At 36.3% G+C, this 24,587-nt stretch carries 23 protein-coding genes and 1 riboswitch; of the genes, 8 read left to right on the top strand and 15 right to left on the bottom strand.

Annotated features, from left to right (window positions below; genetic code table 11):
- Positions 1–111 precede the first annotated feature (111 nt).
- Complete coding sequence (locus tag JAZ75_RS04740; protein WP_034727134.1) at positions 112–288, top strand: histone H1; 177 nt, start codon at positions 112–114, stop codon at positions 286–288.
- A 71-nt stretch (positions 289–359) separates the two neighbouring features.
- Positions 360–1,154: a helix-turn-helix domain-containing protein gene (locus tag JAZ75_RS04735; protein WP_085472333.1), complete on the top strand. Its 795-nt coding sequence runs from the start codon at positions 360–362 to the stop codon at positions 1,152–1,154.
- Between the two features lie 86 nt (positions 1,155–1,240).
- Here JAZ75_RS04735 and catB read toward each other — a convergent pair whose 3' ends face one another.
- Positions 1,241–1,876, bottom strand: a complete 636-nt coding sequence (gene catB / locus JAZ75_RS04730; protein WP_034727129.1) for a type B chloramphenicol O-acetyltransferase — start codon at positions 1,874–1,876, stop codon at positions 1,241–1,243.
- Between the two features lie 262 nt (positions 1,877–2,138).
- On the opposite strand from catB, the gene JAZ75_RS04725 reads away from it, so the two are divergent.
- The 3 genes from JAZ75_RS04725 (at position 2,139) to JAZ75_RS04715 (ending at position 3,855) form a co-directional block, all read left to right on the top strand.
- Positions 2,139–2,993: an SDR family oxidoreductase gene (locus JAZ75_RS04725; RefSeq protein WP_034727128.1), complete on the top strand. Its 855-nt coding sequence runs from the start codon at positions 2,139–2,141 to the stop codon at positions 2,991–2,993.
- Positions 2,994–2,995: 2 nt separating this feature from the next.
- Complete coding sequence (locus JAZ75_RS04720) at positions 2,996–3,583, top strand: hypothetical protein (protein ID WP_034727126.1); 588 nt, start codon at positions 2,996–2,998, stop codon at positions 3,581–3,583.
- A 95-nt stretch (positions 3,584–3,678) separates the two neighbouring features.
- Positions 3,679–3,855 (top strand): histone H1, encoded by a 177-nt coding sequence (locus JAZ75_RS04715; RefSeq protein ID WP_034727124.1) that lies wholly within the window; start codon positions 3,679–3,681, stop codon positions 3,853–3,855.
- Between the two features lie 34 nt (positions 3,856–3,889).
- Here the strand turns inward: JAZ75_RS04715 and JAZ75_RS04710 are convergent, their stop codons facing one another.
- From JAZ75_RS04710 to JAZ75_RS04665, 10 genes are all read right to left on the bottom strand, one after another.
- Positions 3,890–4,771 carry an ORF6N domain-containing protein gene (locus tag JAZ75_RS04710; RefSeq protein WP_034727122.1) on the bottom strand — a complete coding sequence of 294 codons (882 nt, stop codon included), beginning with the start codon at positions 4,769–4,771 and terminating at the stop codon, positions 3,890–3,892.
- Positions 4,771–6,855, bottom strand: a complete 2,085-nt coding sequence (locus JAZ75_RS04705; protein ID WP_034727120.1) for a type IA DNA topoisomerase — start codon at positions 6,853–6,855, stop codon at positions 4,771–4,773. The genes JAZ75_RS04710 and JAZ75_RS04705 overlap by 1 nt, the downstream gene beginning before the upstream one ends.
- A gap of 6 nt (positions 6,856–6,861) precedes the next feature.
- Positions 6,862–8,319, bottom strand: a complete 1,458-nt coding sequence (locus JAZ75_RS04700) for a DUF3945 domain-containing protein (protein ID WP_208700426.1) — start codon at positions 8,317–8,319, stop codon at positions 6,862–6,864.
- A gap of 98 nt (positions 8,320–8,417) precedes the next feature.
- Positions 8,418–8,711 (bottom strand): helix-turn-helix domain-containing protein, encoded by a 294-nt coding sequence (locus JAZ75_RS04695; protein ID WP_034727116.1) that lies wholly within the window; start codon positions 8,709–8,711, stop codon positions 8,418–8,420.
- An 11-nt stretch (positions 8,712–8,722) separates the two neighbouring features.
- Complete coding sequence (locus JAZ75_RS04690; protein WP_034727114.1) at positions 8,723–9,076, bottom strand: helix-turn-helix domain-containing protein; 354 nt, start codon at positions 9,074–9,076, stop codon at positions 8,723–8,725.
- A gap of 250 nt (positions 9,077–9,326) precedes the next feature.
- Positions 9,327–10,172 carry an RteC domain-containing protein gene (locus JAZ75_RS04685; RefSeq protein ID WP_034727108.1) on the bottom strand — a complete coding sequence of 282 codons (846 nt, stop codon included), beginning with the start codon at positions 10,170–10,172 and terminating at the stop codon, positions 9,327–9,329.
- 386 nt (positions 10,173–10,558) lie between these two features.
- Positions 10,559–12,871 carry a 5-methyltetrahydropteroyltriglutamate--homocysteine S-methyltransferase gene (gene metE, locus JAZ75_RS04680; protein WP_208700425.1) on the bottom strand — a complete coding sequence of 771 codons (2,313 nt, stop codon included), beginning with the start codon at positions 12,869–12,871 and terminating at the stop codon, positions 10,559–10,561.
- A 156-nt stretch (positions 12,872–13,027) separates the two neighbouring features.
- Positions 13,028–13,132, bottom strand: a riboswitch (SAM riboswitch).
- A gap of 75 nt (positions 13,133–13,207) precedes the next feature.
- Positions 13,208–13,975 carry a phosphatase PAP2 family protein gene (locus tag JAZ75_RS04675; protein WP_208700424.1) on the bottom strand — a complete coding sequence of 256 codons (768 nt, stop codon included), beginning with the start codon at positions 13,973–13,975 and terminating at the stop codon, positions 13,208–13,210.
- Positions 13,976–14,036: 61 nt separating this feature from the next.
- Positions 14,037–14,726, bottom strand: a complete 690-nt coding sequence (locus tag JAZ75_RS04670; protein ID WP_021192386.1) for a response regulator transcription factor — start codon at positions 14,724–14,726, stop codon at positions 14,037–14,039.
- A 59-nt stretch (positions 14,727–14,785) separates the two neighbouring features.
- Positions 14,786–16,582, bottom strand: coding sequence for a sensor histidine kinase (locus JAZ75_RS04665; protein ID WP_232789356.1), 1,797 nt, complete (start codon positions 16,580–16,582; stop codon positions 14,786–14,788).
- A 159-nt stretch (positions 16,583–16,741) separates the two neighbouring features.
- Here JAZ75_RS04665 and JAZ75_RS04660 point away from each other — a divergent pair, with 159 nt between their 5' ends.
- Positions 16,742–17,233 (top strand): hypothetical protein, encoded by a 492-nt coding sequence (locus JAZ75_RS04660; protein WP_132843550.1) that lies wholly within the window; start codon positions 16,742–16,744, stop codon positions 17,231–17,233.
- 427 nt (positions 17,234–17,660) lie between these two features.
- Here JAZ75_RS04660 and JAZ75_RS04655 read toward each other — a convergent pair whose 3' ends face one another.
- From JAZ75_RS04655 to JAZ75_RS04640, 4 genes are all read right to left on the bottom strand, one after another.
- Positions 17,661–18,296 (bottom strand): TetR/AcrR family transcriptional regulator, encoded by a 636-nt coding sequence (locus tag JAZ75_RS04655; RefSeq protein ID WP_132771557.1) that lies wholly within the window; start codon positions 18,294–18,296, stop codon positions 17,661–17,663.
- 98 nt (positions 18,297–18,394) lie between these two features.
- Positions 18,395–19,675 (bottom strand): aminotransferase class I/II-fold pyridoxal phosphate-dependent enzyme, encoded by a 1,281-nt coding sequence (locus JAZ75_RS04650; protein WP_132843552.1) that lies wholly within the window; start codon positions 19,673–19,675, stop codon positions 18,395–18,397.
- A gap of 1,017 nt (positions 19,676–20,692) precedes the next feature.
- Positions 20,693–22,120 carry a pyruvate kinase gene (pyk, locus tag JAZ75_RS04645; protein WP_132771555.1) on the bottom strand — a complete coding sequence of 476 codons (1,428 nt, stop codon included), beginning with the start codon at positions 22,118–22,120 and terminating at the stop codon, positions 20,693–20,695.
- A 132-nt stretch (positions 22,121–22,252) separates the two neighbouring features.
- Positions 22,253–22,747, bottom strand: a complete 495-nt coding sequence (locus JAZ75_RS04640) for an IPExxxVDY family protein (protein WP_132771554.1) — start codon at positions 22,745–22,747, stop codon at positions 22,253–22,255.
- 271 nt (positions 22,748–23,018) lie between these two features.
- On the opposite strand from JAZ75_RS04640, the gene JAZ75_RS04635 reads away from it, so the two are divergent.
- On the top strand, positions 23,019–23,255 hold the full coding sequence (locus JAZ75_RS04635) for an acyl carrier protein (protein WP_021192392.1): 237 nt from the start codon (positions 23,019–23,021) through the stop codon (positions 23,253–23,255).
- 27 nt (positions 23,256–23,282) lie between these two features.
- Entirely contained in the window at positions 23,283–24,536 is a 1,254-nt protein-coding gene (fabF, locus tag JAZ75_RS04630) for a beta-ketoacyl-ACP synthase II (RefSeq protein WP_021192393.1), read from the top strand.
- Positions 24,537–24,587 lie beyond the last annotated feature (51 nt).

The raw sequence follows: 24,587 nt of genomic DNA, 5'->3' as shown, positions 1-24,587 counted from the left end.
TATGAATGTGGCAGGGTTTGGCTTTGAGGGGCGGTATTTGGCGTAATGGATAGTATATTATAGCGTTAAAAGAGTATTTTTGTGCCTTACAAAATTTAATTCACCATCATAATGAATGAACTAATCGAAAAAATCAATGCAAGCTATGAAGCGTTGAAAGCTGATGCAGAATTACAAGCAGAAAAAGGAAACAAAGCGGCTGGTACGAGAGCACGCAAAGCATCCCTTGAATTGGAGAAACTTTTAAAAGAGTTCAGAAAAGCCTCTTTAGAAGCATCTAAAGGCTAAAACAAAACCCTCCTAAATCTGGAGGATTTATTTAGTATAATTGTAATGATGCAGCAAAATGAACAGGTAAAATGAACTATCAACAAATATATCCAACAGCACCCCTGCGGAAATACGTTCGCTATTTTTGGATATTGGAAGACGATAGTTTAGACTTTTCTCAAAAAACGTTCAAGATAATGTCGGACGGCTTGCCCGGACTTATTTTTCAGGAAAGCAAAAAAGCATTCCATGATAAAGACAATCAAGAGTTACCGCAATTGTTTTTATATGGGCAGACTACACGATACACAGAACACAGAGCAATAAAAAGTTTCCGAAACATTGGCGTTTATTTTGAACCGACCGCATTAAAATCCATTTTTGGAGTAGATGCTAATGAGTTGACAAATCAACATATTAGCATAGACGAACTGGTTAATACCAATATAACTGACCAGCTTTCCGATACGACTTCTTCCAACCAGAGGATAGAGTTGCTGTCTTCCTTTTTGATACATCTTGCTGAACAAAGAAGTACCGAAAATGAAAAAGTAAATTTTGCAACCGCACAGCTTCAAAAAGGAGTGAGTTTACCAAAAATACAGAGTGAACTGAACCTATCCGAACGTTCATTAGAACGGTATTTTAAACAGCATATAGGTATATCCCCCAACCTATATGCAAGGATAAACCGCTTTCAATTAGCTTTAGAAAATATACGCCAAACCCAATTTGACAAGCTGACCGACATTGCCTATCAATGCAATTATTACGACCAATCGCACTTTATCAGAGAGTTCAAAGAATTTTCGGGAACAAGTCCGAAACGCTTCTTACGTCAGGCGAACGAGCAGGTAGCGAACTTTCCCGAATGGAAGATTTAATCGCCTTTCGGTTCTGCTAAGCAGGTGTAAAGTGAAAAAGTTCCGATTTTAAAATAATAAGTCCCCGCTTAGGGGACTTAAAATAGCTATTTCACCTGTTTGTAGTAAAACTCATAAAGCGATTTTACATCCCCAGTGCAGATTAAAGGAATAGCTTCTGCCAAAACTTTTTCCTCCCAGTTCCACCATTCAATTTCTAAGAGCATTTCGATTTCATCGTCTGTAAATCTCTTTTTTATTGGTTTTGCAGGATTACCCCCGACTATTGTATAAGGGGCAACATCTTTGGTAACTAAGGCTCTGCTACCAACGACTGCACCATCCCCAATCGTCACACCGGGCATAATCATGGCTTCACTACCAATCCAAACATCGTTACCGACGACCGTGTTCCCGACACCTGCAAATCCATCAACAGCTCCTTTGAAACTATCGACCTGCTCCATCATGTAAAAGAAAGGGAAACTGGATATCCAATCGTACCGATGACCTTGGTTTCCCGCCATGATAAAACTGGCTCCGCTTCCGATAGAACAAAACGAACCTATAATCAGTTTATCAATATCGCTTCTGTCAGGGAATAGATAACGTGCGCAATCATCAAAAGAATGTCCGTGGTAGTAACCCGAATAGTAAGAATATTTCCCGGCAATAATGTTCGGGTTCGTGATGTGGTCTTTGATTATTTTGCCTTTAAAAGGGCTTTCGAAAAAATTCATCATTTTAGCATATTTTTAAAAATAAATACAATAGAAAAACAGGGCAATAAGATATTGCCTCAATAAGAAACTATTTTCTTTGTATATGCTAATCTGACTTTTCCATACTGCGAATATAAGCAATTTACGGATATCCTCGAAAATGACGATTGAAGTTGTCGTACTCAAATTTACTAAACTCCTCTTCCTCGCAATTCCTCCGGTTGTCGGTTTTATCCAATTTTCAGTAAAGCAAGGCTGTTAATTTTACAGAAAAATTAAAGTTATGATAGCCATTACAGGAGCAAACGGAAATTTAGGCAAATCGACCATTCAATTTTTGTTACAGAAAGTCGCACCGACCGATATTGTTGCCATTGTCAGAAACCCCGAAACGGTAAATGAATTTAAGGAAAAGGGCGTAACCACCAGACAAGCGGATTACAACGATTACAACACACTTAAAGAGGTCTTCAAAGGCGTAGAGACAGTATTGCAAATATCTACTATTGGGGTGGATACAGAAACAGCCAAACAACAGGAAAAAAATGTAGTAAACGCAATCGTGGAAAACAACGTAAAGCACATTGTTTATACAAGTATGGTGCAAGCCCGACCAAATACCGTTTTTCAAGGAACGCAAACACAATACTATACGGAAGAACTGATAAGGAGAACAAATATCCCTTATACCTTTTTCAGAAACAGCATGTATATGGAAGCCATACCCGAACTGATTGGAAATGCCTTGCAAACGAACGAAATCCGTTATCCATCGGGAAGCGGAAAAGTAAGTTTTGTATCACGGACAGACATAGCGGAAGCCATTGCAAACGTATTAACGGGAAATGCACATGGAAACCAGACCTATGAAATAACAGGTAACACAGCATATTCATTTGATGAATTGGCAGGGGTGATAAGTAAAGAAAAAAGTATAACCGTAAACCACGTTGATATTTCGGATGAAGTTTTCAGAGAAGAACTGATTAGCTATCAAATACCTGTCGAAGTCGTGGATTTATTGGTCAGTATGGCCAACGGGATTAAGATAGGCGAATTTTCACATGTGGACAGTACACTTGAAAAATTGCTTGGTAGAAAGTCATTTGATTTGAACAAGTATGTAAAAGAATTATAATTATGCTATTTAAGGGAGTACACCTGCAAGGTATTAAATCGGGAGAAATCACTTTGGCATTTCGTAAGTGGCAAAAGGTTTCCGTTAAAACCGGAAGCCTTTTGCATACATCTGTTGGTTTGCTCGAAATCGGCAAGATTGAAGCTGTAAGCGAAAATGATATAAGCGACAAAGAAGCAGTACAGGCAGGCTTTACGGAAAAAAAGCAGTTGCTAAAATCATTTACCCACAACAGCACAGGAACTATTTTTAAAATATCCGTTCGTTATCATGCCGAAGACCCACGAATTAAGTTGAGGGAGCAAACAGGATTGTCAGAACAGCAATTTGAAGAGTTAAAAGGTAGATTAGAGCGTTTAGACCTTTACAGTAAACAAGGTCATTGGACTGAAAAAATCCTGTTGACGATAAAAGACAATCCCAATTTACACGCCATAGGTATTGCAAAATTGACAGGCTTTGAAAAAGAATGGCTAAAACTAAATATCCGAAAACTGAAAAATTTAGGCTTGACCATAAGCCACAATGTAGGTTACCGGCTTTCTCCATTAGGAGAACATTTCATCGAAGAGCTAAAAGGCGAACAATAAAAACTTCCGCTAACATACAAGTCCGAATTAACATAGCAAGACAGTGAAATTATTTTTTTCTATTTTTGTGTTGAAATTTTTAATCCATTACCATAATGAATGAACTAATCGAAAAAATCAATGCGAGCTTTGAAACACTGAAAGCAGATGCTGAATTACAGGCAGGAAAAGGAAACAAAGCGGCAGGTACAAGAGCACGCAAGGCTTCTCTTGAATTGGAAAAACTTTTAAAGGAGTTCAGAAAGGCATCTTTGGAAGCATCTAAAGGCTAAAGCAAAACCCTCTTGAATTTCGGAGGGTTTTGTTTTATGTGTTGTTGAGAATTTGGAGCATCCTGCCTACCTCAATATCCATTCTCGAAAAGGCAAACCATTTTTTGCCCAGGTCTTTGAGCGATGCTCCGATATGGTACAGTTCTGTTTGGTCTATTATCAAAAAGCGGTCGTGTGCATCGGAGAAAATCTTTACGTCGATAGGGGGATATTGGCTGTTGTACCGTTGTACATCCAACCGTAGCTGACTGCTGATGGTTTTGGTGTAGATAGTTGCGGTCACATTAGTGTTGCGTTTCCCCAATAAGGTCAGTACGGTATCATCTACATAATTATCGAGCAGGATAATGGAGCTTTTGGCACTTCGGACAATATCCGCAACAAAGGTATAGGCATCAAAGACCTGCCCGTTGTAAAAAACACCTTTTTCGCTGTAGAGTTTGTCGCTTTCCAAAGCCTTGAAAATCTCCTCAATCTTCTGATCGGCTTTTAATTGTTTCAGCTCAATTTTATCCAAGCGATGAAAGAGGGAAGCATTGCTGATGAGCATTCTACGCATTTCTACAAACGCATCCATAATTTCAATACTGACCTTTACAGCCACATCGGATCGAAGCACAGTACTCAACATTGCTATTCCTTGTTCGCCGAAAACGTAGGGAAGATAACGTCTTCCACCTCGCCCCACGTTTGAGGTTCCAAATTGGAACCTCAAAAAATCGACTTCCTCAACGGTCAGTTGAAAACAAAATTTTTCAGGAAACCTATCAATATTCCGTTTTACAGCTTTATTAAGGTTTTTTGTTTCTACTTGATACAAAACCGCAAGGTCGCTGTCCAACATCACTTGCTTGTCACGTATGGTATAAATCAGGTTCTTGATTTCCTTTGGACTAATGGCAGGCTTATTTTCCATTACTTTTTGTAGCTTTTATTTTTAGCAAATTCAAAGGAGGTATTGTAATCCTCATTCAACACGATGAAAGCATCGAATTTCTTACCCGCCTTGCTTTTCATTCCTTTTATGAGTGAAGTTTTTCCTTTACTGACAAGGCTTTCAATATCGGCTAGACCAATTTGTACGCCGCACACATTGCGGAACTGCACCCAATTACAACCCTCATCTGGACACTTCACGATTTTATCACGGATAATGAGTTGTTGGCTTTTGCATTTCGGGCAAACCAATTTGGGCAGGTGGTTTTGGGCGATGGAAGTTTGCAGTAATTCATTGGTAATAGATGAAGCATAATTTTCCATTTCCTTTTGAAATGCATCTGCATCCGCTTCGTTGTTCTCAATTTTCTGCAATGCGAGTTCCCATTCGGCAGTCATTGCCACGTCCGCAATCTTTCGGTCTTTGACCAATTCATAGACCTGCAATCCCTTTTCGGTAGGGATTAAGGACTTCTTTTCTCGTTGGATATAATTGCGGGTAAACAGGGTTTCGATTATTGCAGCTCTTGTAGCCGGAGTACCGATACCGATATTTTGTAAAGCCTTGCGCTCATCTTCATTTTCGATTTCCTTTCCTGCACTTTCCATAGCCGACAAAAGCCCGGCTTCAGTATAAAGTACTGGCGGTTTTGTCTTCTTTTCCAAAACGGCAGCTTCCTTGATTTTGAGTTCATCACCTTTTTTCAGTTCGGGCAAATCTTGTATCGGTTCGGTATCATCATCGGAGAAACTACCTTTGATGCCACGCCAACCCGCTTCTATGATTTTACAGCCTTTTGCCGCAAAATCGTAATGCGACACCTGCAAACCGACATCGGCTATCTCTTTGACACAGGCCTGTGAAAGGGCTTCGAGCAACCGAAAGGCAACCATATCATAAACTGCATTTTCCTTTGCAGATAATGCAGACGGGATTTTATCCGTTATCAATAATCCGTGATGGTCGGTAACACGCAGGTCGTTTACGATGCGTTTATTGAACCGTCCCCATTTCACTTTTGATACGGCTTGCCTACAGGTTTCTCTGTCCTGCAAAGCCCTCACAAGGTTAGGGATCTCTGCCCACATATCTTCGGGTATGTATTTGCTTCCTGTACGTGGATAAGTGATAAACTTTTTTTCGTAAAGGCTTTGGGCAATATTGAGCGTTTCTTCCGCAGAGAGGTTGAGTTTTTTGTTGGCTTCTTTTTGTAGCCCCGTAAGATCAAACAGCAAAGGTGGTTGCTCTGTAACGCTTTTGGTTTCCATTGATGTAACCGTTGCCATTCCACTCCGTTGAATAGATTTCAGCGTATCATCGGCTAACTTTTGGTCTTCCCATTTGGTTGTGGCGATACTTTTAAAATCAATGAACTCCTTGTTGTGCGATAACTGTATCTGCCAATATTTCTTTACCGAGAAACTCGTGTTTTCCAGATAGCGTTTACATATCAAAGCGAGTGTAGGCGTTTGCACTCTTCCGAGCGAATAAATCCCATTACCTGCCGCAATGCTCAATGCCTGTGTAGCATTGATGCCTACCAGCCAATCGGCACGGCTCCTGCCTTGTGCTGCTTGGTATAATCCGTCAAATGCTGTCCCGTCTTTAAGATTATCAAAACCTTGTTTAATGGCTTTTTCTGTTAGTGAGCTTATCCAAAGGCGTTCAAAGGGCTTGTTGCATTTCAGGTATTCATAAATGTACCTGAAAATGAGTTCGCCTTCACGTCCTGCATCGGTAGCCACTATAATACTGTTGCTACGGTTAAAAAGCTGTTCAATAACTTTCAGCTGCTTTAATGCACCTGTATCGGCTGTATAACCTTTGTCTTTTTTAATTTTCCGAACGGTCAGCAAAAAGGGATTGGGCAGTATTGGCAAGGTTGATTTATCAAATCCTGATATTCCATAATCTTCTGGCATTCCCAACCCGATAAGGTGTCCGAATGCCCACGTAACAAAATAGCCGTTGCCTGTCAGGTAGCCGTCCTTTTTCTCGGATGCTCCCACAAGTCCGGCTATTTCCCTTGCTACGCTTGGTTTTTCTGCAATGATTGTTTTCATACTTTACTACATTTTTCTGCCTTTGGACTTTGCAGGAGCTTTGAGCTTTTCCTGTTGTTCCTGCTGCTGTTTGTTTTTCGGTCTTTGTTGCTCCGACTTCAAAGGCTCTTTGATGTTTTTGGTCGCTTCGTTGGTCTTGCCCTCCGAATTGACGGCAGTTTGCGTTTTATGAGCTTCGGTGGGTTTAACCCTTTCCTTATATTTATTAGGAAATTCAAAATTGGTTTTTCCGGTTTCTCTATTGAAAGTGATGTAACCCTGATATGGCTGCCCTTTTTTATCCCTCAATCCGTCAATATAGACGGTTTGTCCGGCTTTAAAATCCTTATGTTGCTCATCTGTCAGTTCCTTACCTCTGAATGTTCTTGGAGCTTCCTGCGGCTGACTTTGTTGGTTATTCTGCCCCCTGCTTTGTGCTTGCTGATTAGAGTTGCTTCTGTCAAACATAAATTCAACATAGCGCTTGTCTGCATTGAACTGTACGGTTGCCGAAAATTCAGTTCCCTTTTTAGAAATCATTCCGTCTAACTGAAGCGGCTTACCCTCCATTAAGGTTTGCTTTTGCTTTTCATTCAGCTTTACGCCCTTAATTTCGTCAGGAATTTTTATGAAATCTGTCTTTAGTGCAATAAGCTCATTGGTCAGCTGGTCCACACTGATAATGGATGGCATCAGTTCTCCTGTTTTAGAATTGATTAGATTAACCACACGCCCCATATTGCCTGTTTCGAGCAGGTTTTTCTTGTCTTCATCCGTAAACTTATGTCCGAAGAACTCAAAGTGCAGATTAGGTTCTTTTTTGATACCGTGTATTGCCACGATAACATTTCCGCCTTCGCCCTGCTGTAAAGACAGACGGGCATCTGTGCGGAGGATAGAACCTCCGAGGTTAATGCCTACTGGTACAAGTTCGTTGGTTTTAAAACCTCGTAACAAAGGGTCGAGCAGGTTTCTTTTTTCGAGGTATTCCTTGCTCAATCCGAGATTTTTCATTGTGTCCCAATCAATCTGCTCCGGCTTATAGCGGTATTCGCTTGTTTCCGGTGTTGTTTGTGCTGTTGCCATATCATTTTTATTTTCTTGTTTATTATTCTCTTGTGTGTCGGTTTTTATTTCGTGTTCTTTCATCACTTTTTCGCCCTCCGGTGTAGGCTTGTCAACTTGTTTCTGCATTTCCTTTGCCTTTTCTACGGCGATAGGTTCGGGTACTTTGAAAAATGAAAAGTTGGTCGGGTTTTTCAGTTGGCTGATAAAGTTGGAGAAGAAATTTGAAAAGAAATCGCCGTGCTTGTCCACACGCATAAACTGATTTTGGTTCTTTTTTGTGGGGTCAACAGTTTCCATTTTCCCGTTTTTGTCAATGCTCTTTACTGCTTGGATTTTCATTTTATCTTTATCCAGCACCAATAATATGTCCGATAGTTGTTCGGGCATTTCCTGTTTGTTTGTTGTTTCTTCGGTCATAATCTGAAAAATTTAAAGTTCATCGCCGAAAGTAAAATAAGCGTTCACTGCCTCGCCCGATGTGGCACTCAAAGGCAGTATTTGGCGTTCATTGGCTTTCATTTCTTAGGAGGAGGGTTAAAGCTCTCTCTTATGAACTGATGCACATCGGACAACTTGTAATACAGTTTTCCGCTTATCGTATAATAGGGTAGCTTGCCAATGGAGCGATACCGTTGCAGGGAGCGGTTGCTGATTTTCAGCATTTGCAATAAGTCTTGATTATCCAATAATTCTTCGCCGTCTATGCTGTTGCGTTTCCTTTGCAGTTCATCTATATTATCGCCCAGCATATCAAGGCGACCCATTAAGCGTTCCATCCACGCTATAAATTCCATTCTATCAATATTCATAGCCACACTTTTTAGGGTTTGTCGGATTTTAGTCTTCTGCCTTTTTCCATATAGCTTTTGCCTTTTGCCATTAATTCCTGTACAAATTCATCACTGCTTTGTATAGCATTGGCATTGAGCATATCCTTAATGGCTCCAATAGTGTAGAAATATTGACCGTAGATTTTCGAGTATGCTATCTCGCCTTTGGTCCGCATACGCCATAGAGTTTTTTCACTGATGTGCAGGTATTGGCATACCTCGTGATTGTTAAGCCACAAGTCATCATAGCTTGTGTTGTCTAATCTTTTCAGGTAATCAGCAATGGCATTAATACGGCTGTTGAGCTGTTGCCACGCTTCTTCTTCGATTGTGATTATTTTCATCGCATTGCTCCTTAATGTTTACAATGCAAAATTCTCAAAGGTGGCAGTGTTTGTCCGCCAACCCTCGCCAATTGGTTAGGCGGTTTTTTGAAAATTTTTACAATTATGAGAAACCCTTGTTTAATAAGGGTTTTGGAGCATTTAAGATATTTCTTAATGGAGTTTTACTGACATTTGCCAATTGGCATTTATGGGCAAATAAAAGAGCAGTACAAAAAATGTTCTGCTCTTAAAAACTGTAATGAAACAACTAAAGGTCTTTGTCCATATACTCTTCAAGGGATATTTTGAGCTGATCTAAAAATGCCGTTCGAGAACCTGCTCTTGTTTTCATTCTATGGAAAGAATGATGTATATCGTTTAAGGGCGTTCGGAATAACACCTGGAAAATCAAAGCTAATTTTCTAATACCTATTTTTCCATAAGCAATGGAATTTGAAGCATATAAAGCATATATAAGTTCGATAAGGGCATTTTGAGTATTTGTCCACGAAATATCTTTATTTGCATCTCCATTTATTAAAATCAAATCTGGATTTTCTTCAGGATTTATTTTAGCAATCATATAAGTATAAAGTAATTCGTTCGCTATAATATGAGCTATCTTGTTATCATAGTATGTTGAAAAACTAAGGTCGATTTCAAATACGCCACTCTTTAAGCCATCGTGGTAATTGATTTGCCCGAGCCTGAAAAAAGAATGATCTCGGTCAGTCCTTCCTGTACGATAGTACCTGTAAAAATCTTCATTGCATATACTCTCTTTATATTCTGATTTCAGCGATTTTAATAGGTTCTCATAATAGCTTTGGTGTATTTCCCCATTACTCACCGGACAAGTTGTTTCAATACGGAATACTTTGTTATAGTATATGAGTTTACCTAAAACTTGCGGTTTGATATTTTTGAAAAATTCTATCTCTTGCTGTTCATCTGTAAATCCAGTCTGTACGACTTGGGTTTTTATGGAACACAACATTTCATTAAGGAATAAGGTCATTTGATATGCTTCTTCCGATGTTGGCAACATTTGAGATGAAAGTTTATCTTCCTGATACCTAATTTGCGATAATATTTTACTCAATACGATTTCCATAGCGTAATCATTTTAAAAGTTAGCACTATTTGTTTCGGAGTTACAATTATTGTATATAAGCCAAAATTTGGAAATAATCTTGAAACCAATATCACAGATTACACCCTATGGGGGGATTTTTTCATAGAACTTAGATGAAAAAATGGGTAAAGCAGTAATGTACTTTACCCATTAATTTATTACATTTGCATTAATGATTTACAAGGTAATCAAGTGAAAGCAAGTGCAGTAAGCACCATTACTAAATCGTTACCGATAGCATTTTCCATTCTTGTAATCTACTCTTAATGAACCTATTTAGGTCAAACTAATCTTTTTATAAAAAAAAGATCCTGAAGTGATTTAACTTCAGGATCTTTTATATTTATAATTCTAAAAATCTAAACTTATTCAGCTCGCAAGATTTTAGCAGCTTCAACCATAGCTTCTAAGGCAGCTTTAGTCTCTGGCCAAGCACGTGTTTTTAAACCACAGTCAGGATTTACCCAAAGTTGCTCAGCTGGAACTACAGCTTTTGCTTTACGTAATAATTCAACCATCTCTTCTGTACTCGGTACACGAGGAGAGTGAATGTCATATACACCTGGTCCAATATCGTTTGGATATTTAAAATCTGCAGCAAATGCATCTAATAATTCCATTTGCGAACGTGAAGTCTCGATAGTAATTACATCAGCATCCATTGCAGCAATATCTTCAATGATATCGTTGAACTCAGAGTAACACATATGGGTGTGAATCTGTGTATCGTCATCTACATTCGAAGATGAAACTCGGAATGAACGTACAGCCCAATCTAAATATTGTTGGTGATCAGCTTTACGTAATGGCAGACCTTCACGAATTGCAGGTTCATCGATTTGGATAATTTTAATACCTGCTTTTTCTAAAGCTTGTACTTCATCTAAAATCGCTAATGCAATTTGGTAAGTTGTTGTAGAGCGTGGTTGATCGTTACGTACGAATGACCATTGTAAGATCGTAACCGGCCCCGTTAACATTCCTTTTACTGGACGGTTTGTCAGGGTTTGAGCATATGAAGACCAACGTACGGTCATATCAGCAGGACGGTAAACATCACCATAAATAACTGGAGGTTTTACACAACGTGAACCATATGATTGAACCCATCCGTTTTTAGTGAAGGCATAACCTGCTAATTGCTCTCCGAAGTACTCAACCATGTCATTACGTTCGAATTCACCATGAACTAATACATCGATATCCAATTGCTCCTGAAGACGGATTGTTCTTTCTGTCTCTTCTGCGATTTCTTTATCGTATTGTTCTTGAGAAATTGCGCCTTTTTTCAAATCAGCTCTCCATTTACGAACATCTTTAGTTTGTGGGAATGAACCAATTGTCGTTGTTGGAAATGCTGGAAGATTAAATTTCGCTTGTTGTGCTTCTTTACGAGCTAAGAAAGTAGATGTACGTTTAGCATCATCATCAGTGATATTTGCTGTACGTTCTTTAACTTCAGGCTTGTGGATTAAAGAAGATGTACGACGGTCTTCCGCAGCAGCCTTATTGGCTTCGAAACGCTCAGCTGTTTTTGCATCTACTTCGCCTTCAGCTAAGATCGCTAAATCTTTTACCTCTGCTAATTTTTGCTTAGCAAATGCCAACCAATTTTTAACTTCTTTAGGCAATGACTCTTCATTATCTTCATTGTCTAAATCGAAAGGTACGTGTAATAATGAACTCGAAGGTCCTACTAATACACGGTCTTTGCCTAAAGCATCAACAGCTTTTTTGATTTGTGCTAATGATTTTACGTAATCATTTTTCCAAATGTTGCGACCTTCAACTACACCCAAAGAAAGTGTTAATGAAGCCGGAACTTTGGCTAATATAGTGTCGAGTTGGTTTTCACCTCTTACTAAATCAACATGAACTGCGTAAACTGGTAAGTTTATAGCTGTTTCTTCGTTGTCACGTAAAGCCTCGAAATAAGTCGTTACAATAATTTTGATGTCTTTAGCAGCAGCAGCTAATTTAGTAAATACACGCGTGTATAGAGCACGTGTTGCATCATCAATATCTAAAGCTAAAAATGGCTCATCAATTTGTACATATTTTGCACCAGCGGTAGCCAATTTAGTTAAGATTTCTTCATATACAGGAACCAACTTATCGATTAAATCGATACGGTTGAAACCAGATTCTTTTTCTTTACCTAATAATAAGTATGAGATCGGGCCAATTAACACAGGCTTCGTTTCAATACCTAAAGATTTTGCTTCATTATATTCATTTAAGAATTTCTCTGAAGTCAATTTGAATTCTTGATTTTTCACGAATTCAGGTACGATGTAATGGTAGTTGGTGTCAAACCATTTTGTCATTTCCATTGCCGTTACGTCAACGCCATCTTGCTGGAAACCACGCGCCATTGCAAAGTAAAGGTCCAAATTGTATCCTTTATCTTCGTTATTTAAAAGTGATTGATATTGTGCAGGGATTGCACCTACAGTTAATGTCAAGTCTAAAACTTGGTCATAAAATGAAAAATCATTGGAAGGAATCAAATCGATGCCAGCATCTTTTTGAGTTTTCCAGTTGCCTTCACGGATTTTCAGTCCAGCCTGCAATAATTCTTGCGCGCTGATTTTTTTAGCCCAATATGCTTCATTGGCCTTTTTCAACTCGCGGAAGGCACCTACACGTGGGTAACCTAAGTTGTTCGTTAGTAACATAAATATAAAATTATTTTATTTGTTCAACCTTAACGAAGCAAGAAATTAGAAGGATTTTTTTTATTCGAAATAAAAAACGATCAAAAATTCTTGAATCTATTTACTAAATTTTTTGATTGCTTTTAGAGAGGAGGGCACAAGATATATTTTGTGTCTAGCTTATCATTCCCACTTTTTGATGGGGTAGAATGTAGCACCTTGTCAATTGACAGGTTGCTAAGGCTTCATTGGGTCTATTCCCTCTGCCTTTCTCTATAAGCGCTGTAAATATCGGAATTAGTTTTATAAAAACAAATATTTTGTAACTTTTATATAAAAATGATAATAAACCAAGGTTTAAAATTGGAAATTAGCAGACAAACCAATTTGTTTTCCATTGTAAAACGGTGTTGCCATCGTTAGGTAACTTGTTTTTTTTGATTGCAAGTGTTTATCAAATAATGGTAATAGCCAGTATGCAATTTTTGTTCCCATAATACCAATACCAGCTCCCATGGCGACGTCAGAAAACCAATGTTTATGATTATACATTCTCAGGTAACCTGTTCCCGCCGCAATTGTATAGCCTGCAATACCATACCAAATGGATTGATCTTTATATTCTTGCCATAGAATTTCTGCACCGGTAAAAGGTACAGCAGTATGTCCTGAAGGAAAAGATTCTTGATCTGCGCGATCAGGTCTCCAAGTAGGTGTCGTTTTTTTTATGGTATAAACTGCTGATAAGGTGATTGCATGGGCAATCGAACTTACCACTAAGCGTTGTTTTAAATTGTGCTTACTTGGTATTCCGAGTAAGTCAAGCCCAAAGACAGCGGCAGAAGGAATGAAAACGCTAACATTATCAAGTTTAAAAGTTTTGGACGGATCATTATTAATTGAATTGTTTATTTGTTGATCCTTATGTTTGAGGTATGGGCTATTTAATGAGATTACTCCGTAAGTCATTAAAGCCACAGGAACTATTAATTGCTTATAATTTATTGTCTTAGCATTGGTTTCAAAATCTTGATTATCATTTTGTAAAGTATCTTTTTGCGCATAAAGCGATGTAGAAGAGCAAAAGATTGAAAGGATTAAAAAAAATCGAATTGATAGTTTCATTGTTGCAAGATAAACAAAAAGAGATGTTTTAACATCTCTTTATTATTCTAGTAATTGTGTATTAGCTAACCAATAATTTATAGCCTTTTCCATGTACATTGACAATTTCAACTTTGGGATCATCTCGTAGGTATTTTCTCAATTTGCTTAAGAAAACGTCCATACTCCGGCCTGTAAAGTAATTGTCATCATGCCAAATTTTTAAAAGGGCTTCTTCTCGAGTCAGTACATCATTCTTTTTTAGACAAAGTAGACGTAATAATTCCGCTTCTTTCGTTGATAGTTTTTGTTGCACACCTTTATGCGCAATTTGTTGACTTGTATAGTCGAAGAAGTACTCTCCAATCTCAAATTTATCGCTTACAACCTGATCATCTTTCTCTCTTACAACACGCTTAAGCAATGCATTTATGCGAAGGAGCAATTCTTCCACTCGAAATGGTTTTGTGATATAATCATCGCCACCAAGTTCAAATGCTTCTGTTTTATCTTCCATCATACCTTTTGCAGTAGCAAATATGATGGGGGTTGTTGTATTTATTTTCCTGATTTCTCGGCCTACTGTAAAGCCATCTTTCTTGGGCATCATGACGTCTAAGATGCAAAGATCATAACTGCTCTTGCGAAATTGATTGACAGCTTCTTCACCATCTGTACATAAGGTGACATCAAATTTTCCTTTAAGCTCTAAATAATCTTTTAATAAATCTCCTAAGTTTGGATCGTCTTCTGCTAATAATATCTTCTGCATATTCTTATGGTTTTGTTCGAATATTGATGATAATATACGAAATTAATATCGTTTTAAATTTAATTTTTTATGGGTAATAGGATGTCAAACTGCGTTCCCTTATCTTTATCGCTTTTTACTTGAATTTTACCATTCATTCTTTTAATAATATCATAAACATATGATAGTCCCAATCCAAAACCTTTTACGTTGTGGACATTTCCTGTAGGAATGCGATAAAATTGATCAAATATTTTTAATAAATGATCTTTTGCCATTCCAATCCCATTATCAATAATTGTAATTTGAATACTTTCTTTTGTATTTTTGGTTTTCACAATTATGTGTGGATTATCTTTACTGTATTTTATAGCATTATCTACCAAGTTGAAAAATACATTTGACAAATGAAGTTCATCTCCTACTACAATATCATTTTGTGCATCAAAGTGATGTTCAAATTTGCCACCTACTTTTTGTATTTGAAGTTGCATGCTGTCTAATACTGCTGAAAGCAGATCATTAATGTGAATAGGTGTTTTTTCTAACTTTAATGTTTCTTTTTCCAGACGGGCAATATCTAATACTCGTTCGATATGGTTACCTAATCTCACATTTTCATCATATATAATATTTGCTAGACGCTTTACTCTACGCTCATCAGATATGATCTCTGGATCTCGCAAGGATTCACTGGCTATCATAATTGTAGCAACAGGTGTTTTAAATTCGTGCGTCATATTGTTGATAAAATCAGTTTTCATCTCTGAAACTTTTTTCTGTTTGAATATGATTAATAGGGTATATGCAAAACAGCCAATTAATAGGAAAAGCAAAGCTATTGTAGGGAGCAATAGATAACTCATATTATCAACAATGATAGTACTTTTTCTAGGAAAATAAACGCTTAATCTTCCTGGAGGAGAACCAATATCTCCTTTAAATAGAGCTGTTGAATAACGAGTTATTTTATTTGGTTTAATAATATTATCGATGGTTTGTACACTGAAAACAATATTACTGCTATCGCGAACTTCAATATTAAAAGGATAATTGATATCTCTTTCTGCAAGTTCCTCTTTTAATAAGTTTTGAATGAGATTAATATTTAAGCGCTCTCTAAATGGGCGTTTGGATAGCTCCATTCCAATAGCAACATCTTCAATAAGACCGCTTCTTTTCCCGCCGATAGCTGCGATAGTATCAAATACATTTTTACCAGTTCCAATCAAATTCTGACCGCTCATATTTTCCAATTTATTTTCAAGATCTACTATTTTCTTAGCAATCTGTTTATTGAATCTTGGAGGTAAAGTCGCAATTTTATACTCAATTGCTTGCTTTAAGATAGGATCTATTGTTGGTATAACGAATCTTGCACTATCATCTTTTGCATTTTCTTTTGGTAGAAATTTGGTTGCTCCAATTTCTACATATTCTTTTATGACATGATCAGGACTGTTGTATTTGATGACGTCAATGCTTAATACATTTTCTTTACTTTTTCTATTGATGTAAGTCTCATAAAATGAATTTTCAATAGATACAACACTAGGAAATGTTTCTTTTAGTTGATCTTCAGCTTCTTTAAATTTTTCTTTTATGGCATATTGATCAGCTCGTAAGTTTTCCAGATCTCTTTGCATTTTCAATTGTTCAGCAAGATGCCTTTGCTTCTCCTGTTCAAATTGATATTTTTTGATATTGGTTTGCTGTTGTACTTTTGCAAAATCAATTACTTCCCGACGTTCTATTTTACCTGCGACTGCCGTTAAGGAAGCATTGACCGATTCGTCAAACAATTGTGATTTTTGACGATAGGATTCTCTGATAAAATAAAATTGCATAGCTGCCACTCCCAGTAATGCTAGGGTCATCAAGCTAATAATTAAAACTATGCTACTTTTCTTCATTTGTTACAAATATAGGTATGCTTTATTTGATTTAATTGCTTTTAACAATGTTTAACAAGCTTAATGTTTCATTATGAAGGATTAAGCTTTATTTTAGATAAATATTTTATAAAAATACTCGATATGAAAAAGATATTAAGTTTAGTTTGTTTCTGTATTTCATTTTTTGCAACACATGCATCTAGTGTATCCAGAGATACATCAAGTGCTAAGTTTGGTACAGAGGGTAATAAATACGGATCGAAAAATTTTAATTTAAAATTGGAGCCCAATTCGGATGAACGTTTTAATGTAGTAAAATCGAATAGTCTGCCAATAGATAGGGAGGGTGCTGATTTGAATATGAGAGGAAGTCGCTACAAGTCCAATACTCCGGTGTTAAAGATTCCGACAGATCCAAATGTTCATTATCATATGCAACATAAAAAAACTGACATTGACGATGCTGCTCCGATACCAAATTCTTTTAAGAATGCTATTCCTTTAGGGGACAGTGGCAATTCTAAACTAGAGAATAACCCTGTTCAACCTTTATATAAATTAGAGTTTTTACCCGATAGCCTGATGCATCGTCATGACTCTCCACTCAAACGTAATGGATATAAAGCTAAATGAAGATAATTAAACCATATTTTATGGGTGTTGCTTAAATTTTGACGGAGCTTTATTTTACTTGGTTTTTAGTTAAAAATATAGGTTCATACAAGGCAATGGGCAAATAACAGCAATTAATTAGTCGCTAATTGCTATATATTGGCTATTGCCTAGATTTTGAAGTAAAGGAATTTCAGTAAATCTTGAGAATCAGCATCTAAAATTTAATAATGCTCAGTAATTGTACTTATCATATTTTGCTGTACAAGAGGTTTATTTATTATACAACCTTTTAAATGCTATTGTTCTTTGCAAGCCATAATATTTATATCGTTATGGTGGCAAAGTGAATCCTAAGTTTTACGATATTCCTTATTAGATGTAAAAACTGTGTTTTAATTAACATTTAGAAAATAAAAATAGGTCAATTACAACTAAGCTATTGACGTTACTTTACCCCGTAAGTCTGTTTTAAAATGAATTTAACAGCATCTTTAATTCGATTTATACCTTCTTCTGTTGTTAAATTTATCTCACAAAAGGTACTATCTGTTGTTTTTGTATGCAATACAAGATAATATATACCAGCTACTAGTAAACTAGAGACGGCTCTAAGATCAACGTCTTTTCCAGCGAGTTCTTTATCCGAATATGGGAAAAATAGGGCACTCATCTTCTCTCTAGTCTGCGTAACATGGGACATAATATCAGATTTTTCACTGATTTGCCAAAGTACTACTTTTTGCATTTCTTCATTCAATGTGAATTGATCAATTTGCTCCAGTAATAAGTTTTCAAGGAAAAGGCGAGAGCTAGTACCTGAGGCTTTTGCAAGTGTTTCCTCAGCAGCAATGGTTGCTTCTACCCAGTAGTCCTTACCTTTTATATATGTTTCGATAAGATTATCAACACTTCCAAAGTATACTGAGATTAATTTTCTGTCTACTCCAGCAGTACTGGCAATATTCGCGATTGAAAGTCCTGTATATCCTTTTTTTTCCAAAACTGCACCCACTGCTTGGATAAGTTTGGTCATCGTTCTACTTTTATCGTTCTTTTCTCCTTGATACGTTTTTCTGGCCATTGAAGTAATATATTTAGTTAGACACTGCCGTAATATATTTAGTTAAACTTTAGGATCAAAGTTAATTAAATATATTGCTTTCTTTCAATTAGATGCTTTTATCTTGTTTTAGTAAGATCAATTTTTTTGCCAATATGTTCAAAAGCATTTAAAACATGGTCTAAATGCTCCTTGCTATGTGTAGCCATTAAGCTGGTTCTGATGCGTGCATCTTTTTTAGAAACACCAGGATAAACAATGCAATTTGCATATACACCGGCCTCTAGTAGCATTCGTGCTACTTGCGCAGTTTTGTGTGGATCCCCAATCTTCACAGGAATTATTGGAGACTGTGTTGTGCCTATATTTAAGTTCAGTGAAAGAAGTCCGTTTTTAAAATAAGCAATGTTTTCTGCTAATTTGGTTCTCCATTGTGGTTCTTCATCAATGAGTGCGATCGCTTTAATTAAGCCATTGGCGGCGGGTGATGATGTTGAAGAAAATACTTGTTGCCTAGCTTGATAGCGTAAATAATTTATAATTTCTGGAGTTGACACAATAAAACCGCCAATATGTCCAAATGCTTTGCTTAAAGTGCCAGAAATGATGTGAACTTTATTTAATAAATTATAAACTTCAATGCATCCTCGTCCTTTTTCACCTATTACACCGATGCCATGTGCATCATCTACCATTAAATAAGCACCATATTTTTCACAGAGATCATATATTTCATCCATTTTTGCAAGATCTCCATTTTGTGAGTAAACACCATCAATGATGACCAGTTTTGTCCTGAATTTGTTTTGAGCATCAACCAAAGCTCTTTCCAAATGAATCATACTATTGTGAGGAAAACGTTTTGTGTTTGTGCTATTTAAACCTTCGTAAACACTAGCGTGTACTTCCATATCAACAATAGCACAATCTTCTTCTTTTAGTAATGATTGTAGCGTTGCTGTGTTTGCTGTATATCCTGTTGTATAGACAATTGAGGAGCCTGTTGGTCTATTGAAAAAATCAGATATTTTATCTTCAAGTTGAACATGATATTCATGATGGCCTCCAATAAGAGGAGATGCACCTGCCCCTGTTCCATATTTCATTATACCTTCAATTGCTGCTTGCTTCACTTTCGGATGCTGGGTGAAATTTAGGTAGTCATTTGAGACTAAACTGATACATTCCTTTGAGTTTTTCATGAAGGAGGTTTTCACTTGAACGACTGGTCCACACCCTTTGGTAACGAACCGAAAATTCATATGATCATTTTCGCTCATGTAATCAGTAAATTCTTGAAAAGCAGTAGCTGATTGGACCATGTCATGGTTTGGAATATTTTCAAATTCCTTAAAGCTAGCCTTTGTAAAATCAATGTTGTGGTTAAGAGTTGGTAGCATTTTTTTTCTATATTATTTAATTGGCTGTAAATATTATGAAATATAATGATTTATTTTTTAAAATTCCTTGCCTTGGTATTTTTTATTATAAATTTTATCTAATGATTTTGAGCATTTATTTTGTACTTGTTTTGGCATTCTAATTTATATCTAACTGTAGGTTGGGTATAAATTAGAAAATGGTGGATTTATAGATGATTTAGATTTTCTTTTAGCTCACTCTAGAGTTAAATAATACTTGTTGGCCAATCCGGAATGAAGAAGGTTGCTTAATTGCCAAAATTATCAATAAGTGTCTAGTTCAAGTAGGTGTCCATCATTCCCGATATCAACCCTATTTTCATTAATTTCGATTTGCTGGGTAAGAACATAGCTACCTTAAAAGGCATCATTTAAGGTTAAAAAAAACCTACTGCAATAATAGTATTTAGAAAGGTACCTCTAAATCTTTACTGATTTTCATAGCTTAAAACTGAACTTTACTTTATTTTTAAAATCCTTGACAGTAATCTCACTTTGTTGTTGTGGTCCATCAATAAACCCCTTTTCAGCGGTAGTTGAAAAGGTTGCTATTAATTTGGGTATACTGTATTTGGGTAAGGTTGCTTAGTAGTTGTCGCCATCTTTTAATGGTGTTAGTTCTTTTATCAATGACGGATCGTTTGAGACGCGAAAGTAAAATGCGCTAATTTCTATATTCTCTTCAGGGGTATGCTCTTTGTCCTGCTGTGTAACATCTTTACTACTCTAATAAAAAATAATATGTACAAGAATAAACGATTGCGAAGGTACATATTTACTAATTTAGGAATATGGTAGAGACAATTTAGCTAATTGATTCTGTAGTAAATATCGGCTTAAATCAGGTTACTTTTTTTTATTAAATGCCTTAAATGTCTTGTATATGAGAACTATGTCATTTTTAACAATAACTTCTAAATGTATATTGCAACAAAAAAAGCGCTCTCCAAATTATTCTTGGAAAAGCGCTTTTCTATTTTTTTAATATTATGCTGATTACAATTGGGAAACACGAATTGTGTTCGTTTTTCCTTTTTCGATTAACGGTGTCGATGCAGTGTTAATCACAATCGAACCCGGAGCGATATAGTTATTCTTAACAATAAATTTATTGACATCATGAATAGAACCGTCTGTACTGTCAAATTTGTCATAAATAAAGGTTTTAACACCCCATAATAAACTTAATTGACGTAACAATTTTTTAGTTCCTGTAAAAACCATGATATCAGCGTTCGGTCTGTAACTTGCGATTTCAAATGCAGTAGCACCAGAAGATGTTAAAACAGCAATTGCGGCAGCATCTGTTTTCTTTGCTAAATATACCGAAGAAGCGCAGATTGCATCTGGAATTTTAGTTCCATCGCTAATCTCACTAACTTTCTCATTATAATATGGATATGATGTTTGTTCCACGTGGATAATGATTTTACTCATTGTTTCGATAACGATTTCAGGAAATTCACCTACAGATGTTTCTCCGCTTAACATCACTGCATCAGCTCCATCAATAACCGAGTTAGCAACATCATTAACTTCAGCACGTGTAGCACGTGGAGTTGTGATCATACTTTCTAACATCTGAGTTGCAATGATAACCGGTTTTGATAAATCACGACATTTTTGAACGATGATTTTTTGTAAACCTGGTACTTCTTCCATTGGCATTTCAACACCTAGATCACCACGTGCAACCATAATTGCATCAGTTGCTTCAATGATAGCATCAATATTTTCGATAGCCTCGGGTTTTTCGATTTTTGCGATTACTTGTGCGTGGCTTCCTTTTTCAGCAATGATTTTTTTACATTGGTAAATATCTTCTGCTGAACGTACAAATGACATTGCGATCCAATCTGCACCATGGTCAAGTGCAAAATTTAAATTATCTAAATCTTCTTCTGTTAAAGAAGGAATTGAAACTTTTGTGTTTGGTAAATTAACTCCTTTACGAGAAGTTAATACACCTCCATGTACAACCTCACAAGTAACAGTATCTTTATAGTTGGTGTTTAAAACACGCAATTGCAATTTGCCATCATCTAATAAGATGATTTCATTAGCAGCAACATCATTTGGGAAATTTTCATAAGTGATGTAAATTCTCTCTTCATCACCGATTAATTCATGTGTAGTAATTTCAACTTGTGAGCCATTTACTAATATAGCGCCACCTTCTTTCATTTTACCGATACGGATCTTAGGCCCTTGTAGATCGGCTAAAATAGCGACATTAAAATTAGTTTCTTCATTGATCGCATTGATGGTTTCAATTACTTTCAAATGATCTTCTTGACTACCGTGTGAAAAGTTTAAACGACATACGTCTACACCTTTAGCAATCATATTTGTTAGCACTTGTTTATCAGCAGATGCAGGACCTAGTGTTGCAACAATTTTAGTCCTTTTTTGAACTTTTTCCATTCTAATTTTTTTATTACTATGTATTTTTATTTTTATATAACTTCATTTTTTTTGTGAAATTATAAAACTCGTTTTACTAACGAGGATAATTTAGATTTAAGGGGTGTATCTTGTACACTATTAAATAGTTTGCTAAAATATCAGATTTTCTTTGGATTTCAATATTTTTGGTGATATTTCTTTTACAAACACAACTTCGGGTATTTTGTTTATATTTTTTACTATACGATCCAGGTCATCATCATCAATATAATTTTTGATAATTATAAAATAATCGAAATTAGGATGCTCCGGTATTAATAAATTACCTTCGATACTTTTATTGTTAATTAAATAATATTCTGTTTGAAATTTGGTATTTATATACCAGAAGGTAGTAAAGTGCTGCTTCGATTTTTTAGCATTGTCAAAAACAATATGATACTCTAATTCTTCAGAAGTTTTTTGCTTTAACTTTTGATTATGGTCAAATTTATCTTCTTTTCCTCTGACAAAATTTAGGAGCGTTAGCTTATTAATAAAATGGCAGAGACGGTAATCTTTTAAAGGAGATGAAATGGCAATAAGGACGAAGTCTAATTCGGCATCAAATTCTAGGTCCCATTTTAGTATCGTTTTGTTATTCAAAGTGAAAATTTAAGCTTGTGTTCTTGACGAAAATACAAAAAAATGATGCAAATGCTGTGAATTTAATGTAAAATTTCAATTAATTGCCTCTATGTTTGTACATATTAGGAATTATTGTTATACTTGAATACGGTTAGTTTATAGCGAGTTAAGGGTGTAGCTGTACCGGGTTGGGAAATAATTTGACAATCTAAAAATCAAATGGATTTTTATATTTGATGAAATTTATTTTTCTTTGCACAGATTTATTAAACAATTAAACTATAAAATCATGTCAGATATCGCTTCAAGAGTAAAGGCAATTATCGTTGAAAAATTAGGTGTAGACGAAAACGAGGTAACACCAGAAGCTTCTTTCACTAATGATTTAGGTGCAGATTCACTTGATACTGTAGAGTTAATCATGGAATTTGAGAAAGAATTCAACGTTGCAATACCTGATGACCAAGCTGAAACTATTGGTACAGTGGGACAAGCAATCACTTATTTAGAAAAAAACGTTAACTAACTAATTTAATTGGGCCAAATCGTATAAATGGAGCTTAAAAGAGTAGTAGTAACAGGATTAGGCGCACTTACACCAATTGGTAATACCGTTTCAGAATATTGGAATAGTTTACTAGATGGTGTAAGCGGTGCTGCTCCCATTACGCATTTTGATGCGTCAAAATTTAAAACCCAATTCGCTTGTGAAGTGAAGGGGTTTGATCCACATGAATTTATGGATCGCAAGGAAGCTCGCAAAGTAGATCCTTTTGTACAGTATGCTATTGCATCATCTGATGAAGCAATTAAGGATGCTGGTTTAATTTTTGAAAATTTAGATACAAATCGTATCGGAGTTATTTGGGGATCAGGAATTGGGGGATTGACAACTTTCACAGATGAAGTTGTAAATTTCGCAAAAGGGGATGGAACACCACGTTTCAATCCTTTCTTCATTCCAAAAATGCTTGTCGATATTGCTCCGGGACATATTTCTATGCGTCACGGACTTCGTGGACCTAACTTTTCGGCTGTCTCCGCATGTGCTTCGGCAACCAATGCGATGATTGATGCTTTTAACTATATCCGTATGGGTAAAGCTGATGTAATCGTAACTGGTGGATCTGAGGCAACTATTAATGAAGCTGGAATCGGTGGATTTAATGCAATGCATGCATTGTCAACTAGAAATGATGATCCTAAAACAGCTTCACGTCCTTTTGATAAGGATCGTGATGGTTTTGTTTCTGGTGAAGGGTCTGGTGCGATCATATTAGAAAGTTTAGAACACGCATTAGCGCGTGGTGCTAAAATTTATGCTGAAATTGGAGGTGGGGGTATGAGTGCTGATGCACATCACATCACAGCTTCTCATCCAGAGGGCTTAGGTGCTAAACTTGCGATGACAATGGCGGTTAATGATGCGGAACTAGATTTCACAGATATTGACTATATCAATGTGCATGGCACTTCTACTCCGGTAGGGGATATTAGTGAAACTAAAGCTATTGTAGATTTATTTGGTGAGCACGCTTATAAATTGAACATTAGTTCGACAAAATCAATGACAGGACACCTTTTAGGTGCTGCTGGTGCGATTGAAACTATTGCTTCTATTTTAGCTGTTCAAAATGATATAGTACCACCTACTATTAATCATTTTACAGATGATCCGGAATTGGATAACAGATTAAATTTCACATTTAATAAAGCTCAAAAGCGTATTGTAAATGCTGCAATGAGTAATACTTTTGGTTTTGGTGGTCATAACGCAACTATTGTTGTGAAGAAATACAAAGCTTAATATTACTTTATTTAAGTTATTAAAATAATTGGGATACAACAGGTGCTTTAT

Source organism: Sphingobacterium sp. UDSM-2020, from assembly GCF_016132525.1.
Classification (GTDB): domain Bacteria; phylum Bacteroidota; class Bacteroidia; order Sphingobacteriales; family Sphingobacteriaceae; genus Sphingobacterium; species Sphingobacterium anhuiense.
This window is presented reverse-complemented; position numbering and strand designations above follow the sequence as displayed.